Here is a 13,952-nt window from a genome sequence, read left to right on the forward strand (position 1 = left end):
TTGATTAATCAATTGGCGATGCTGCGCGGCGAGGGGGCTGGAGTCGGCAGGCAGGCCGTGACCCCGGCAGCCCAGCCCGTGAGGGCCCTACAGCAGCCCGGATTCGGCCATCGACAGCACCGCGCCGCTAGCGTGTCCAATCTTCACGGGAGGTCGCGTTGATTGGACAGCCAATACCCTCAGCGCACGCGCATGCCGGGCGTCGCACCCGGCCACGGCTCCAGCACGTGGATACCGGGGTGGGCCTTCTCATCGCCATGGCTGGCGGCCAGCACCATGCCTTCGCTGATGCCGAACTTCATCTTGCGCGGGGCGAGGTTGGCCACCATCACGGTGAGCTTGCCGATCAGGTCGGCGGGCTGGTAGGCGCTGGCGATGCCGCTGAACACATTCCGGTGGCGGCCTTCGCCCACGTCGAGCGTCAGGCGCAGCAGCTTGGTCGAGCCTTCGACCGGCTCGCAGTTCACGATCTGCGCGATGCGCAGGTCGATCTTGGCGAAGTCGTCGATGGTGATGGCGGGCGCGATCTCCTCGCCGCCGGGCACGGTCTTTTCGGGCTCGGGCGCCGCGGGCGGCTCGAACAGGGCGTCGAGTTGCTTCACGTCCACGCGCTGCATCAGGTGCTGGTAGGTGCCGATGGTGTGGCCGGCGCCCAGCAGCGTCTGCGCATCGGCAAAGGCCAGCGGCGCGACGTTCAGGAAGGCCTCGACCTGCGCGGCCAGGGCGGGCAGCACGGGCTTGAGGTAGATGGCGAGCACGCGGAAGGCCTCGATGCAGGTTGTGCACACGTCCTGCAGGCGCGCGTCCATGCCTTCCTGCTTGGCCAGTTCCCAGGGCTTGTTGGCGTCCACGTACTCGTTCACGCGGTCGGCCAGCAGCATCACCTCGCGCAGGGCGCGGGCGGTGTCGCGCTTTTCGAGGGCCTCGGCGATGGTGCCGCCCTGGCCCGCCAGCGTGGCGAGCAGGGCCTGGCCGTCGCCGCTCATGGCGCCCAGCTGGCCGCCGAAGCGCTTGGCGATGAAGCCGGCCGCGCGCGAGGCGATGTTGACGAACTTGCCGATCAGGTCGCTGTTGACCCGGGCCATGAAGTCTTCGGGGTTGAAGTCGATGTCTTCGTTGCGGCCATTGAGTTTGGCGGCGATGTAGTAGCGCAGCCATTCGGGGTTCATCGACAGGCCCAGGTACTTGAGCGGGTCCAGGCCCGTGCCGCGGCTCTTGCTCATCTTCTCGCCGTTGTTCACGGTGAGAAATCCGTGCACGCAGATCTTGTCGGGCGTCTTGCGGCCGCTGAACTTCAGCATGGCGGGCCAGAACAGGGTGTGGAAGGTGACGATGTCCTTGCCGATGAAGTGGTACTGCTCAAGCAACGGGTCGGCCATGTAGGCCTCGTAGTCTTCGCCGCGCTTTTCCAGCAGGTTCTTGAGCGAGGCGAGGTAGCCCACGGGTGCGTCCAGCCACACGTAGAAGTACTTGCCCGGCGCATCGGGGATCTCGATGCCGAAGTAGGGCGCGTCGCGGCTGATGTCCCAGTCGCCCAGGCCCTCGCTGGTGCTGCCGTCCGGATTGGTGCGCACGGTGAACCATTCCTTGACCTTGTTGGCCACCTCGGGCTGCACGTGCACGCCGTTCTGCGTCCATTCCTGCAAAAAATCGACGCAGCGCGGGTCGGAGAGCTTGAAGAAGAAATGCTCCGAGCTCTTCAGCACCGGCTTGGCGCCCGACAGCGCCGAGAAGGGCTGGATGAGGTCGGTGGGCGCATAGACGGCCCCGCAGTTCTCGCAGTTGTCGCCGTACTGGTCCTTGGCGTGGCACCGGGGGCATTCGCCCTTGATGAAGCGGTCGGGCAGGAACATGTTCTTCTCGGGGTCGAAGAACTGCTCGATGGTGCGCGTTTCGATGAGGCCGTTGGCCTTGAGGTCGCGGTAGATCTGCTGGGCGAGCGCGTGGTTCTCGGGCGCGTCGGTGTTGTGCCAGTTGTCGAAAGCGATGTGAAAACCGTCCAGGTAGGGCTTGCGGCCGGCGGCGATGTCTGCCACGAACTGCTGGGGCGTCTTGCCGGCCTTCTCGGCCGCGATCATGATCGGCGCGCCGTGGGCATCGTCCGCGCCCACGAAGTTCACCTGGGCGCCCTGCATTCTTTGATACCGCACCCAGATGTCGGCCTGGATGTATTCCATGATGTGGCCGATGTGGAAGTTGCCGTTGGCATACGGCAGGGCGGTGGTGACGAAGATCTTGCGTGCGGTCATCGGGTGCGGGCGTTCGGGGTGGGCCGCGAAAAACGCGGACAAGCCGCGGATTTTAGGCGCTCGCCCCGGCCCGCGCGGCCTGGGCTGCCCGCAGGGGCCTCATGGCCGCTCGCGCGGCGTCACCCGGGGCTCCAGCGGCTGCGGCCGGTACCCGGGCAGGAACCGGCACTCGCCGCCGAACGTCGCCTGCACGCCCGGGCATTGCGCGGCGATGCCCGCCGGCGTGGGGGGCGGGCCGCCGCGCACCCACTGGCCGAGCGCCGCCAGCAGCGTGGGATAGGCGGCATCGGTCAGGTAGCTGTGGGACTTGTCGGCCGTGAAGGTCTGCACCAGGTGGCCGGCCGTGCCGGCGCGCTCCATCGTGCGGCGAAAGCTGTCCTCCATCTCGACGAAGGCGGTGGGATCGTCCACGCCGTGCACGGTCAGCACCGGCACCGGGATGCGCCCGTCGGGGTCGGTGTCGCGCGCGAAGGTGGCCACGGCCTGCGGATCGGCGCGGTAGCGCTGCACGCTGCGGTTGAGCGCGGCATCGTCGCTCGAGCCGGTGTACACCGCGCCCCGGTTGCCGAAGGGGTTGGCGCCGCCGGTGCGCCGCTGCACGATGTCCTGGAAGTGCCAGGTGGCCCAGTTCAGGTGGCCGTGGATGGCGCTTTCGCGGATGCGCACGGTTTGCACGATGGTTTGCACGCGCGACTGCTGCGCGGCCGTGCGCTGCGCCGCGGGCCGGTCCAGGCCCAGGCAACCGTCCACGCGGCGTTTCAGTTCGGCGGGTTTCAGCGTGGCATCGGGCAGCAGGCCCATCCACAGCGGGTACTGGGCTTCGGCGGGCAGCGGGTGGTTGGCGCACAGCGCCTGGTAGATCACCCGCAGGTCGAGCCGGAAGTCGTACGCCCGGCTGCCGCCGGCCAGCACGCCGCTGGTGAGCAGCACACCGTCGTAGGGGCGTTTGCCGTGGCCGTCGTCGGTGAAGAGCGATGCGCCCACGGCGGCCACGCTGGCGCCCCAGGACTGGCCGTGCAGCAGCGTCATGCGCGGCGCGGCCACGTGCTGCACGAAGATGCGCCGCAGCCGCTCGGTGTCTTCGGCCGCGGCATGCACCGCCACGCCGCCCTGGCGGTAGGTGGAGCCGGCCCAGGCGTAGCCGGCGCGCGGCACGACGGCCCAGCGCTCCAGGTCTTCCACCGTGCGCGACAGGCGCGGCGCGCCGAGCGTGGGGCCGCCGTGGGCGTGCAACACGAGCGTGCCGTTCCAGTCCGCGGGGATGGCGATCAGGTAGTGGGCGCCGGCCGAGTCCTGCCCGCTCAGGCAGCGGGCGGCGGCAGGCAGGCCTTTGGGGCACGGGGTGGGGGCGGGTGGGGCTTCGGCCCCGGCAGGCAGCGCCGCAGCAGGAGCGCCAGCCGCCGCCTTTGGGCCGGCCGGTGGATGCGTGCAGCCGGCGGTCAGCGCTGCGATCGCGGCCGCCGCCAGGCCGGTGCGGGCCGTGCGGGCGATGGCCGATGGGAAGTGGGGGCGGGGCGCGAAGGGCATCGGTTGTCTCCGACAGGAGGGGTGACTCCGGGCTGGGTGTGCGGGCTCAAACGGCAGGCGCCCGCACCGCGTTGCCCGCGTCGGCCCAGCCGAAGAAGCGGCAGATCTCGCTGCGGCGCGCCAGGGCGTCCGCACGGCCGAGGGCCATGAGTTCGCGCGTGTAGCCGGCCTCGAACAGCAGGTAGCTGGCCAGCGCGGCGCCGCGCACGTCCTGCATGTTGGAGGTCACGCCCAGGCCGCCCAGCAGCGTGCGGATGGGGCGGGGCAGCTCGCCCACGTAGCGGGCGGCCACCGCATCCAGGCGCTGCGAAGGCGCGATCACCAGCAGTTCCAGCGGGCGCAAGGGGCTGTGCGCGCGCACTTCGGGCGGGATGAGGGACAGCGTCTGGTTGATGCGCTGGGCGCGCTCCACATCCACCGACAGGGCGTCCAGGAAGATGTTGGACAGCGTGTGCCCGGCGATCTGCGCGAGCGACGGGTAGGCCGGCGCGTCGCTGTGCAGCGCCTCGCCCGCCGGTTCGTGCATGCGGCCCGCGCCCACCACCAAAATGCGTTCGGCGCCCAGATGGATGGCCGGCGCGATCGGCGCGGACTGCCGCATCGATCCGTCGCCGAAGTATTCGGTGTGGCCGTCGATGCCCAGCGCCGTGGCGGGAAAGACGAACGGAATGGCCGACGACGCCAGCAGGTGGTCGTGCGTGATGCGGTCGCGCGTGGCCTTGCGCTGCGAGCGCACCCAGGGCTGCTGCGCCTGCGCGGCCTCGAAGAAGGTCACGTGCTCGCCCGAGCTGTAGCTGGAGGCGGTGATGGCCAGCGCCTGCAGGTGCCCCTGGTGGATCAGCCGGGGCAGCCGCACCAGCGGCACCAGTTGCGTGAGCAGGCCGGTGAGCGGCGAGTTGTCCAGCAGCGAGCGCGGCCGCATGCGCCGCCAGCGCGCCAGCAGCCAGCCCAGCGACATGAGGGTGAGCCATCCCGCGCCGCTGCGCATCACGCTCAGCGAGTCGGCCCGGTACACCTGTTGCGCGTGGAAATTGCGCCACACGCGGGCGATGCGGCGCACGGCCCGGTCGAACTGGTCCGCCCCGCAGGCGAGGGCGGCCGCGTTGATGGCGCCGGCCGAGGTGCCGGTGATGATCGGAAACGGGTTGGGTTCGCGCCCCGCGCCGCACGCCATGCGCAGGTCGGAGATCGCCTCCAGCACCCCCACCTGGTAGGCCGCGCGGGCACCGCCGCCGGTCAGCACCAGGCCGATGGGGCGGGGCGAGACGGGTTTGGCGGCGGGGGCAGCGGCGGAAGGGGGCATGGCGGGCCTCGGCGGATCGGTGGTCGTACCCGGGGTTGGATCACCGGGCGGTTGCGGTGCGGGGCGCCTTCAGCAGCAGGGCGGCCAGGGCCTCCCCCTCCATCAGCGTGATGCCGTGCTCGCGGGCATAGCCGCGGGCGTTATCGCTCACCGTGCCCTGCATCGCGATGTAGGTGCTGGCCGGCACGTCCTGCGCCCGGGCGGCCGCCTGCAGGTCGCGCAGCGGCTCGATGCCATGGGTGGCGGCCTTCCAGCGGCGTGCGCTCACCAGGGCCGTCTGGCCCGCTTTCTCCAGGTGGAAATCGGCCTGCAGGCCGGTGAGGCGGCGCACGGCGTAGCCCTCGGCCTGCCAGGCGCGCTCCAGCGCATCCGCAAAGCTGCGCCAGGGCATCTCCGCCGCCTGCCCCAGCACGGCCTGCACCCGCGCGCTGCTGGGCGCGCGCCACTGGCGCCAGGCGGCCAGGCAGCCCACGCCGAAGATCGGCAGGGCACCCACCGCGGCGTACGGGGCGATGTGCGAGGGCAGCAGGGCGCCGCACACCAGCGCGATCAGACCGGCCACCGACCAACTGATCCACCAGGGCGAACGCAGCAGGATCGCGAACAGGGAGTTGGGGGCCATCTTGAATTTCACGGGAATCCTTGTGCTGAGCGGGTGGGCAGGCGTGGGCGGGCGCGGCAACGGTGCATTGTCCTCGGCCCTGCGGGGTTGGGAGATCAGGGAATAGACTACCGGCCCCTCAAGGAGTTATTGGCATGGCAGTCACAGAACAGGCGCTGTTGGCGGCGCTCGCGAGCGTAAGCGATCCGCACACCGGCAAGGATTTCGTCAGTGCGCGGGCGGTGCGCAACGTGCGCATCGCCGGTGGCGACGTGGCGTTCGACGTCGAACTGGGCTACCCGGCCAAGAGCCTGGTGCCCGAACTGGAACGCCAGTTGACCGCCGCGGCCCAGACCGTCGCCGGCGTGGAGCAGGTGGCGGTGCGCATCACCAGCCAGGTCGTCGCCCATGCGGTGCAGCGCGGCGTGCAGTTGCTGCCGCAGGTCAAGAACATCATCGCCGTGGCCTCGGGCAAGGGCGGCGTGGGCAAGAGCACCACCGCCGCCAACCTGGCGCTGGCGCTCGCGGCCGAGGGCGCCAGCGTCGGCGTGCTGGATGCCGACATCTACGGCCCCAGCCAGCCCATGATGCTCGGCATCGAGGGCAAGCCCGAAAGCGCCGACGGCAAGACCATGGAGCCGATGCGCAACCACGGCGTGCAGGTGATGTCGATCGGGTTCCTGATCGATGCCGACCAGGCCATGATCTGGCGCGGCCCCATGGCCACCCAGGCGCTGGAGCAGCTGCTGCGGCAAACCAACTGGAAGGACCTGGATTACCTCATCGTGGACATGCCGCCCGGCACCGGCGACATCCAGCTCACGCTGAGCCAGCGCGTGCCCATCACCGGCGCGGTGATCGTCACCACGCCGCAGGACATCGCGCTGCTGGATGCCAAGAAGGGCATCAAGATGTTCGAGAAGGTGGGCGTGCCCATCCTGGGCATCGTCGAGAACATGGCGGTGCACGTGTGCAGCCAGTGCGGCCACGCCGAGCACATCTTCGGCGAGGGCGGCGGCCAGCGCATGGCGGCCGAATACGGCATGGCCTACCTGGGCGCGCTGCCGCTGGACATGCAGATCCGCCTGCAGGCCGACACCGGCACCCCCACCGTGGTGGCCGACCCCGACGGCGAGGTGTCCCGCATCTACAAGAAGATGGCGCGCGACGTGGCGGTCAAGGTGGCGCAGCAGGCCAAGGATTTCTCGTCGAAATTCCCCACCATCTCCATCAGCAAGACCACCTGAGGCGGCCGCTGCCGGACGACCGGCGGCTTCGCCTGCACTGCTGTCCTTTCTGCTTCCTGACAGCGCGGAAAAACATGTCGCGTTGTGTGCAATGTGTCTTGACGTAGCTCAAGCAATGCGCTGACACTGGTTCGAGAGCCCGTGCCAGGGTGGCGCGCGGACGTCGAGAAAGAGCACAGCAGAGAGGAGTGGCATGTCATCCACACAACCCGGTTTTCTGGACAAGGAACGCATCATTGCCGGCCCCGGCTTCAACCGGTGGCTCGTTCCTCCGGCGGCCTTGGCGATCCACCTTTGCATCGGCATGGCTTACGGGTTCTCCGTGTTCTGGCTGCCGCTGTCCAAGGCCCTCTCCACGGCCGGCACCGGCGCCGCCTGCCCCAAGGACATGAGCTTCTTCGCGGAGCTGTTCGCCTCCGGCTGCGACTGGCGCGTGGCCACGCTGGGCTGGATGTACACCCTGTTTTTCGTGTTCCTGGGCTGCTCTGCCGCCATCTGGGGCGGCTGGCTGGAGCGCGCCGGTCCGCGCAAGGCGGGTGTCGTGTCCGCGGTGTGCTGGTGCGGCGGCATGCTGCTGTCGGCGCTGGGCATCCACCTGCACCAGTTCTGGCTGATGATCCTCGGCTCGGGCGTCATCGGCGGGATCGGCCTGGGGCTGGGCTACATCTCGCCGGTGTCCACGCTCATCAAATGGTTTCCCGACCGGCGGGGCATGGCGACCGGCATGGCCATCATGGGCTTCGGCGGCGGCGCGATGATCGGCTCTCCCCTCGCGGTGGACCTGATGAAGCGGTTTTCCACCCCCACCGACGTGGGCGTGATGCAGACCTTCGTGGTGATGGCGCTCCTGTACTTCGTCTTCATGATGGCCGGCGCCCTGGGCTACCGCGTGCCCGCCACGGGCTGGAAGCCAGCCGGCTGGACCCCGCCGCCGCCCAGCGCCAACACCATGATCACGCAGCGCCACGTGCACGTGAAGCGCGTGTGGGGCATTCCTCAGTTCTGGCTCGTGTGGGTCGTGCTGTGCATGAACGTGAGCGCGGGCATCGGCGTGATCGGCATGGCCTCACCCATGCTGCAGGAGGTGTTCGGCGGCGCGCTCATCGGCGTGCCGCAGAAATTCGGCGAACTCGACAAGGCGCAGCTGGCGGCCATCGCCGCCGTGGCTGGCGGCTTCACCGCGCTGCTGTCGCTGTTCAACATCGGCGGCCGGTTCTTCTGGGCCAGCCTGTCGGACAAGCTGGGCCGCAAGATGACCTACGTGGTGTTCTTCGTGCTGGGCGGCCTGCTGTACGCCAGCATTCCCAGCTCGGCCGGGGCCGGCAGCAAGCTGCTGTTCGTGGGGGCGTTCTGCATCATCCTGTCGATGTACGGCGGCGGTTTCGCCACGGTGCCGGCGTACCTGGCCGATCTGTTCGGCACGCAGTTCGTGGGCGCCATCCACGGCCGCCTGCTCACCGCCTGGGCCACCGCGGGCATCCTGGGCCCGGTGGTCGTCAACTACATGCGCGAATACCAGCTGGGCCTGGGCCTGCCGCGCGAGCAGGTCTACAACCAGACCATGTACATCCTGGTGGGCATGCTGGTCATCGGCCTGATCGCCAACCTGCTGGTGCGCCCTCTGGCCGACAAGTGGTTCATGACCGATGAAGAGCTGGCGCACGAGAAAAAGCTCGCGCACGAGAAATCGCTGGCGACCGAGGTGGGCTCGGGCACCGGCGCCGGCAGTTCCACCAGCCCGGCGCTGGTGGCGTTCGCCTGGGCTGCGGTGGGCATTCCCTTGGTCTGGGGCATCTACAAGACCCTGGTGAGCGCGGCCAAGTTCTTCCAGTAAGGGCCGGGCACCATGGTGCTGCCAGGCTCCCTTCACCGGCGGATCAACGCCGCCGCGGCGCGGTTCGCCGCCGAGCACGCCGGCAGCTTCACGCTCGAGCCACCGCAGGGCGGCGCCGCGCAGGCGCCGCTGCTGCGCTGCGCCGGGCGCCTGCTGAACGGCGACTTCTCGGTGGCCGACCGCTTCACCGCGCAGACCGGCGTGCGCGCCACCGTGTTCGCCCGCCAGGGCAACGACTTCGTCCGCATCGCCACCTCGGTGCGCAAGCAGGACGGCGAGCGCGCGGTGGGTACGCTGCTCGACCGCTCCCACCCGGCCTATGCCAACCTGCTCGCGGGGCGGGCCTATGCCGGCTACGCCACGGTGTTCGGCCGGCAGAACATGACCCGTTACGACCCGGTGCGCGATGCGTCCGGCCACGTTGTGGGCGTGCTCTACGTGGGCCTGGATGTCAGCGAGATTCCCGCGTTGAACCTGGCGGGCCGGCTGGCCCTGCTGGTGCTGGCGGTGCAGTACGCGCTGTGGGCGCTGGCCTGGCTGGTGCTGGCGCCGCTGCCTGCCAGTTGGGTGGCGGTGGTGGCGGGCCTGCCGCTGCTGGCGGCTGCGGCGATCTACGGCATGGTGCAGCGCGGCATTGCCCGGCCCGTGGCGCAGGGGCGCGCGGCGGCGCAGCGCATCGCCGCCGGCGACCTCACCACCCAGATGCACGTGGCCCGGCGCGACGAGGTGGGGCAGATGCTGCAGGCCATCAACGGCATCGGCGTGGGGCTGGCCGGGCTGGTGGGCAACGTGCGGCGGGGTGCGGACGGGCTGCGCCTGTCCACCAGCGAGATCGCGGCCGGCAACGGCGATCTGGCCACGCGCACGGAGCAGCAGGCCGGCGAGGTCAACAGCGCCGCCTCGGCGCTGGAGCAACTCACGGCCACGGTGGGGCAGAACGCCGAGCACGCGCGGCGCGTGAACGGACTCATGGGCTCGGTATCGCAGGCCGCCCAGCAGAGCGGCGCGGCGGTGGACCGGGTGGTCGCCACCATGGGCGACATCCGCGAAGGGGCGCACCGCATCCGCGACATCATCGGCATCATCGATGGCATCGCCTTCCAGACGAACATCCTGGCGCTGAACGCCGCGGTCGAGGCCGCCCGCGCGGGCGAGCAGGGCCGGGGCTTTGCGGTGGTGGCGGGCGAGGTGCGGGCGCTGGCCCAGCGCTCGGGCGACGCCGCGCGGGAGATCCGCAGCCTCATCGCCGCCTCGGTCGAGCGGGTGGACGCGGGGGGCGGCCTGGTGGACGATGCGCGCCAGTCCATGCAGGGCATTGCCCACTCGATCGCCGAGGTCACGCACCTGATCGAAGGCATTGCCGCAGCGAGCGGCCAGCAGAGCAGCGGCATCGACGGCATCCACCAGAGCGTCGCCCGCATCGAGCAGATGACCCAGCAGAATGCGGCGCTGGTGGAGGAAGCTGCCGCCGCCGCCCTGCGCATGCGCGAGCAGGCCGCAGCCCTGGCCGACGCGGCAGCCACCTTCAAAACGCCCTAGCATGGTGGTCGCTGCGGAACGCCGCGCACGCGGCGGTGTCCAACCCGGTCGCTCCCTCGGGAGCACACCCCTTTCGCCGTTCGTTTCGCCGATGAGCAGGAGACCACGATGACCGACAAGAAAATCGAGTTCTACAAAGGCCCGGCAGGCGGCTGGGGCGCGCTGCGCTCCGTCGGCCGCGCGCTGCAGTACCAGGACATTCCCCTCAAGGGGGCCAAGACCCTGTTGTCGGCCAACCAGCCCGACGGGTTCGACTGCCCCGGCTGCGCCTGGCCCGACCGCAACCATGCCTCCACCTTCGAGTTCTGCGAGAACGGCGCCAAGGCCGTGGCGGCCGAAGCCACCGCCCGCCGCGCGGGGCCGGAGCTTTTCGCGCAGCATTCGGTGGCCGCCCTGGCCGAGCAGAGCGACTTCTGGCTGGAAGACCAGGGCCGGCTCACCCACCCCATGGTGTACGACGCGGCCAGCGACCACTACGTGCCCATCGGCTGGGACGATGCCTTCGCGCTCATCGCCCGGCACCTGAACGCGCTGACCAGCCCGAACGAGGCCATCTTCTACACCTCGGGCCGCGCCAGCAACGAGGCCGCCTTCCTGTACCAGCTGTTCGTGCGCGAATACGGCACCAACAATTTTCCCGACTGCTCCAACATGTGCCACGAGCCCAGCGGCAGCGCCATGCGCCCGCAGATCGGCGTGGGCAAGGGCACGGTCACGCTGCAGGACTTCGAGGAGGCCGACGCCATCTTCATCTTCGGGCAGAACCCCGGCACCAACCACCCGCGCATGCTGGGCGAGCTGCGCGCGGCCCACAAGCGCGGCGCGCAGATCGTGAGCTTCAACCCGCTGCGCGAACGCGGCCTGGAGCGCTTTCAGGACCCGCAGAACAAGATGGAAATGGCCACGCTGGGCTCCACGCCCATCAGCACGCATTACTTCCAGCTGCGCGTGGGGGGCGATCTGGCCCTGGTCAAGGGGATGATGAAGCACCTGATCGAGATCGAGGACCGCGACGGCGGCGTGCTCGACCATGCCTTCATCGCCGAGCACACCACCGGCATCGACGGCCTGTTGGCTGACCTGCGCGCCGAATCGTGGCCTTTGCTCGAAGAGGAGTCCGGCCTGCCCGAGGCGCAGATCCGCGCCGCGGCCGAGGTGTACCGCAACGCCCAGCGCGTGATCGCCTGCTGGGGCATGGGCATCACCCAGCACATGCACTCGGTGGCCACCATCCAGATGATCGTCAACTGGCTGCTGCTGCGCGGCAACATCGGCCGGCCCGGCGCGGGCCCGTGTCCCGTGCGCGGCCACAGCAACGTGCAGGGCGATCGCACCATGGGCATCTGGGAAAAGCCCCCGGCCGCGCTGCTGGACAAGCTGCAGGAGGTGTTCGGCTTCGAGCCCCCGCGCGAGCCCGGCGTCGACACGGTGGAGGCCATCCAGGCCATGCTGGACGGCAAGGGGCGCGTGTTCTTCGCCCTGGGGGGCAACTTCGCCGCCGCCACGCCCGATACCTACGAGACCTGGAAGGCGCTGCGCCGCTGCGACCTGACGGTGCACGTGACCACCAAGCTCAACCGCAGCCACATCGTGCACGGGCGCGAGGCGCTCATCCTGCCGTGCCTGGGCCGCACCGAGATCGACATGCAGGCTGGCGGCCCGCAGGGCGTGACGGTGGAGGACTCGATGAGCATGGTGCACCTGTCCATGGGCATCAATCCGCCGGCCTCGGACCAGCTGCTGTCCGAGCCCGCCATCGTCGCGCGGCTGGCCGCGGCCACGATCGGCGGGCGCAGCCGCACCCCGTGGCTGTGGCTCATCGAGGACTACGCCCGCATCCGCGACAAGATCGAAGCCGTGTTCGCCGACTTCAAGGACTTCAACCAGCGCGTGGCCGTGCCCGGGGGCTTTCGGCTGCGCAACACCGCCAGTGAGCGCGTCTGGGCCACGGCCGGCCGCAAGGCCAGCTTCGTCGCCCACCCCGTGCCGGTGGACACGCCCTCGCACCAGGCCCGCGCGCTGCGGCGCGACACCGTCGTGTTCACGCTGCTCACCACGCGCTCGCACGACCAGTACAACACCACCATCTACGGCCACGACGACCGCTACCGCGGCGTGTTCGGCCAGCGGCGCGTGGTGTTCATCCACGAGGAGGACATTCGGTCCCTCGGCCTGAAGGACGGCGACTGGGTGGACATTCAGACCGTGTGGAGCGACGGCCAGGAGCGCCGCGCCGACCGCTTCAAGCTCGTGGCCTACGACATTCCCCGCGGCAACCTCGCCGCCTACTACCCCGAGACCAATCCGCTCGTGCCCCTGTCGTCGGTGGCGCTGAACGCGGGCACGCCGACCTCCAAGTCGATCCCCGTGGTGCTGGTGCCGCATGCGGCCGGGGCGGCAGACGCTGCAGACACGGCCGCCGCCGCGGAGCCCGCAGCCGTGGCGGCCATTTGACGCCGTCCGTGCCGGTGGGCCATGACGGCGGGCTCTCGCCCGCGCTGCTTTCGGCGCTGGTCGAACTGGACGATCCGCAGGGCGTCTCCATGCCGCGCCTGGCCAAGCACCTGGGGTTGCCCGGCAGCGCCGTGCTGCGCGGGCTGCACTTGCTGAGCGGCGCGGCCGTGGGCGGCCAGCCGGGCCCCGGCTGGGTGCGCGTGGCGCAGGACGACAGCCGCTGGCTGGCCTGGCTGACCGATGCGGGGCGCCAGCAACTCGCGAGCATGCGAGGGGCGCAAGAATCTTCCGGCCCCGAGGGCCTGGACGACGAAGGCCGCCCCCTGCCCACGCCGCTGGCCACCCGCAGCGTGCAGCGCCATCCCTGCCCGCCGGGTGCTGTGCCTGCGGCTTGGGAGGACGACGCGGTGGCCGCCGAAGTACCGGTGGCCCTGGTGTTCAACGGCCTCTCGCACGCCGTGATGATGGCCACGCCCGCCGACCTGCATGCCTTCGCCCTCGGCTTCGCCCTGAGCGAGGGGATCATCGACCAGCCGGGCGACTGCCACGGCATCGAGGTGCATGCGCTGGAGGCGCCCGCCGGGGTCCCGGCCGGTACGGCCACCGCGTGCGAGGTGCGGGTGGACATCACGGCACGCTGCTTCGCGCGCTTGAAAGACAAGCGCCGCTCGCTCGCGGGCCGCACGGGTTGCGGCGTGTGCGGCATCGACAGCCTGCAGGCGCTGGACCTGGTGCCCGAACGCGTCACCGAGCGCGCCTGGGCCGGTGCGCTGCCTGCCGACGCGATATTGCGCGCCGTGGCCGCCATGCCCGCGCGGCAGTCGCTCAATGCCGCTGCGGGCGCCGTCCATGCCGCCGGCTGGGCCACGCCAGGCGGCGAGCTGACCGACCTGCTCGAAGACGTGGGCCGCCACAACGCCCTCGACAAGCTCATCGGCCAGTTGGCCGCGCAGGGCCGGCTGGGGGAGGACGGCTTCGTCGTCATGTCCAGCCGCGCCAGCTACGAGCTGGTGCGCAAATGCGCCCGGCTCGACATTCCCCTGCTGGCCGCCGTGTCGGCCCCGACCTCGCTGGCCATCGACCTGGCGCAGCAGGCCGGCATCACGCTGTGGGGGCTGTGCCGCCCGCCGCGGGCGGTGCGGTACGGGGGCGCGCAAGGGTAGAGCGAAGGGGAGTCATGGAGCCAGCCGACAGCTAC

Annotated in this window: 9 protein-coding genes; 5 read left to right on the forward strand and 4 right to left on the reverse strand. The window is 70.3% G+C overall.

Annotated elements, in window-relative coordinates; translation table 11 throughout:
• Nucleotides 1–179: 179 nt before the first annotated feature.
• The 4 genes from metG to AVKW3434_RS08130 all read right to left on the reverse strand — a co-directional run bounded on the left by metG (nucleotide 180) and on the right by AVKW3434_RS08130 (nucleotide 5,701).
• Entirely contained in the window at nucleotides 180–2,249 is a 2,070-nt protein-coding gene (gene metG, locus AVKW3434_RS08115) for a methionine--tRNA ligase (protein WP_284405428.1), read from the reverse strand.
• Between the two features lie 99 nt (nucleotides 2,250–2,348).
• Complete coding sequence (locus AVKW3434_RS08120; protein WP_284405429.1) at nucleotides 2,349–3,776, reverse strand: hypothetical protein; 1,428 nt, start codon at nucleotides 3,774–3,776, stop codon at nucleotides 2,349–2,351.
• Nucleotides 3,777–3,822: 46 nt separating this feature from the next.
• Complete coding sequence (locus AVKW3434_RS08125; RefSeq protein WP_284405430.1) at nucleotides 3,823–5,079, reverse strand: patatin-like phospholipase family protein; 1,257 nt, start codon at nucleotides 5,077–5,079, stop codon at nucleotides 3,823–3,825.
• Between the two features lie 40 nt (nucleotides 5,080–5,119).
• The gene (locus AVKW3434_RS08130) at nucleotides 5,120–5,701 is read right to left on the reverse strand and encodes a restriction endonuclease (RefSeq protein ID WP_284405544.1); all 582 of its coding nucleotides are present in this window, start codon (nucleotides 5,699–5,701) and stop codon (nucleotides 5,120–5,122) included.
• A 134-nt stretch (nucleotides 5,702–5,835) separates the two neighbouring features.
• Between AVKW3434_RS08130 and apbC the strand changes: the two genes are divergently transcribed.
• From apbC to fdhD, 5 genes are all read left to right on the forward strand, one after another.
• Nucleotides 5,836–6,927 carry an iron-sulfur cluster carrier protein ApbC gene (apbC, locus tag AVKW3434_RS08135; RefSeq protein WP_284405431.1) on the forward strand — a complete coding sequence of 364 codons (1,092 nt, stop codon included), beginning with the start codon at nucleotides 5,836–5,838 and terminating at the stop codon, nucleotides 6,925–6,927.
• Nucleotides 6,928–7,120: 193 nt separating this feature from the next.
• Complete coding sequence (locus tag AVKW3434_RS08140; RefSeq protein ID WP_284405432.1) at nucleotides 7,121–8,761, forward strand: OFA family MFS transporter; 1,641 nt, start codon at nucleotides 7,121–7,123, stop codon at nucleotides 8,759–8,761.
• A 12-nt stretch (nucleotides 8,762–8,773) separates the two neighbouring features.
• The gene (locus AVKW3434_RS08145; RefSeq protein WP_284405433.1) at nucleotides 8,774–10,300 is read left to right on the forward strand and encodes a methyl-accepting chemotaxis protein; all 1,527 of its coding nucleotides are present in this window, start codon (nucleotides 8,774–8,776) and stop codon (nucleotides 10,298–10,300) included.
• Between the two features lie 108 nt (nucleotides 10,301–10,408).
• On the forward strand, nucleotides 10,409–12,754 hold the full coding sequence (locus AVKW3434_RS08150) for an FdhF/YdeP family oxidoreductase (protein WP_284405434.1): 2,346 nt from the start codon (nucleotides 10,409–10,411) through the stop codon (nucleotides 12,752–12,754).
• Nucleotides 12,751–13,917: a formate dehydrogenase accessory sulfurtransferase FdhD gene (gene fdhD, locus AVKW3434_RS08155; protein WP_284405435.1), complete on the forward strand. Its 1,167-nt coding sequence runs from the start codon at nucleotides 12,751–12,753 to the stop codon at nucleotides 13,915–13,917. Before AVKW3434_RS08150 ends, fdhD begins: the two co-directional genes overlap by 4 nt.
• Nucleotides 13,918–13,952 lie beyond the last annotated feature (35 nt).

The sequence above is a fragment of the Acidovorax sp. SUPP3434 genome, assembly GCF_030159015.1.
Classification (GTDB): domain Bacteria; phylum Pseudomonadota; class Gammaproteobacteria; order Burkholderiales; family Burkholderiaceae_C; genus Paracidovorax.

Coding starts and splice junctions, on each gene's coding strand:
- metG (WP_284405428.1), bottom strand. CDS start 2,249: ATGACCGCACGCAAGATCTTCGTCACCACCGCCCTGCCGTATGCCAAC.
- AVKW3434_RS08120 (WP_284405429.1), bottom strand. CDS start 3,776: ATGCCCTTCGCGCCCCGCCCCCACTTCCCATCGGCCATCGCCCGCACG.
- AVKW3434_RS08125 (WP_284405430.1), bottom strand. CDS start 5,079: ATGCCCCCTTCCGCCGCTGCCCCCGCCGCCAAACCCGTCTCGCCCCGC.
- AVKW3434_RS08130 (WP_284405544.1), bottom strand. CDS start 5,701: ATGGCCCCCAACTCCCTGTTCGCGATCCTGCTGCGTTCGCCCTGGTGG.
- apbC (WP_284405431.1), top strand. CDS start 5,836: ATGGCAGTCACAGAACAGGCGCTGTTGGCGGCGCTCGCGAGCGTAAGC.
- AVKW3434_RS08140 (WP_284405432.1), top strand. CDS start 7,121: ATGTCATCCACACAACCCGGTTTTCTGGACAAGGAACGCATCATTGCC.
- AVKW3434_RS08145 (WP_284405433.1), top strand. CDS start 8,774: ATGGTGCTGCCAGGCTCCCTTCACCGGCGGATCAACGCCGCCGCGGCG.
- AVKW3434_RS08150 (WP_284405434.1), top strand. CDS start 10,409: ATGACCGACAAGAAAATCGAGTTCTACAAAGGCCCGGCAGGCGGCTGG.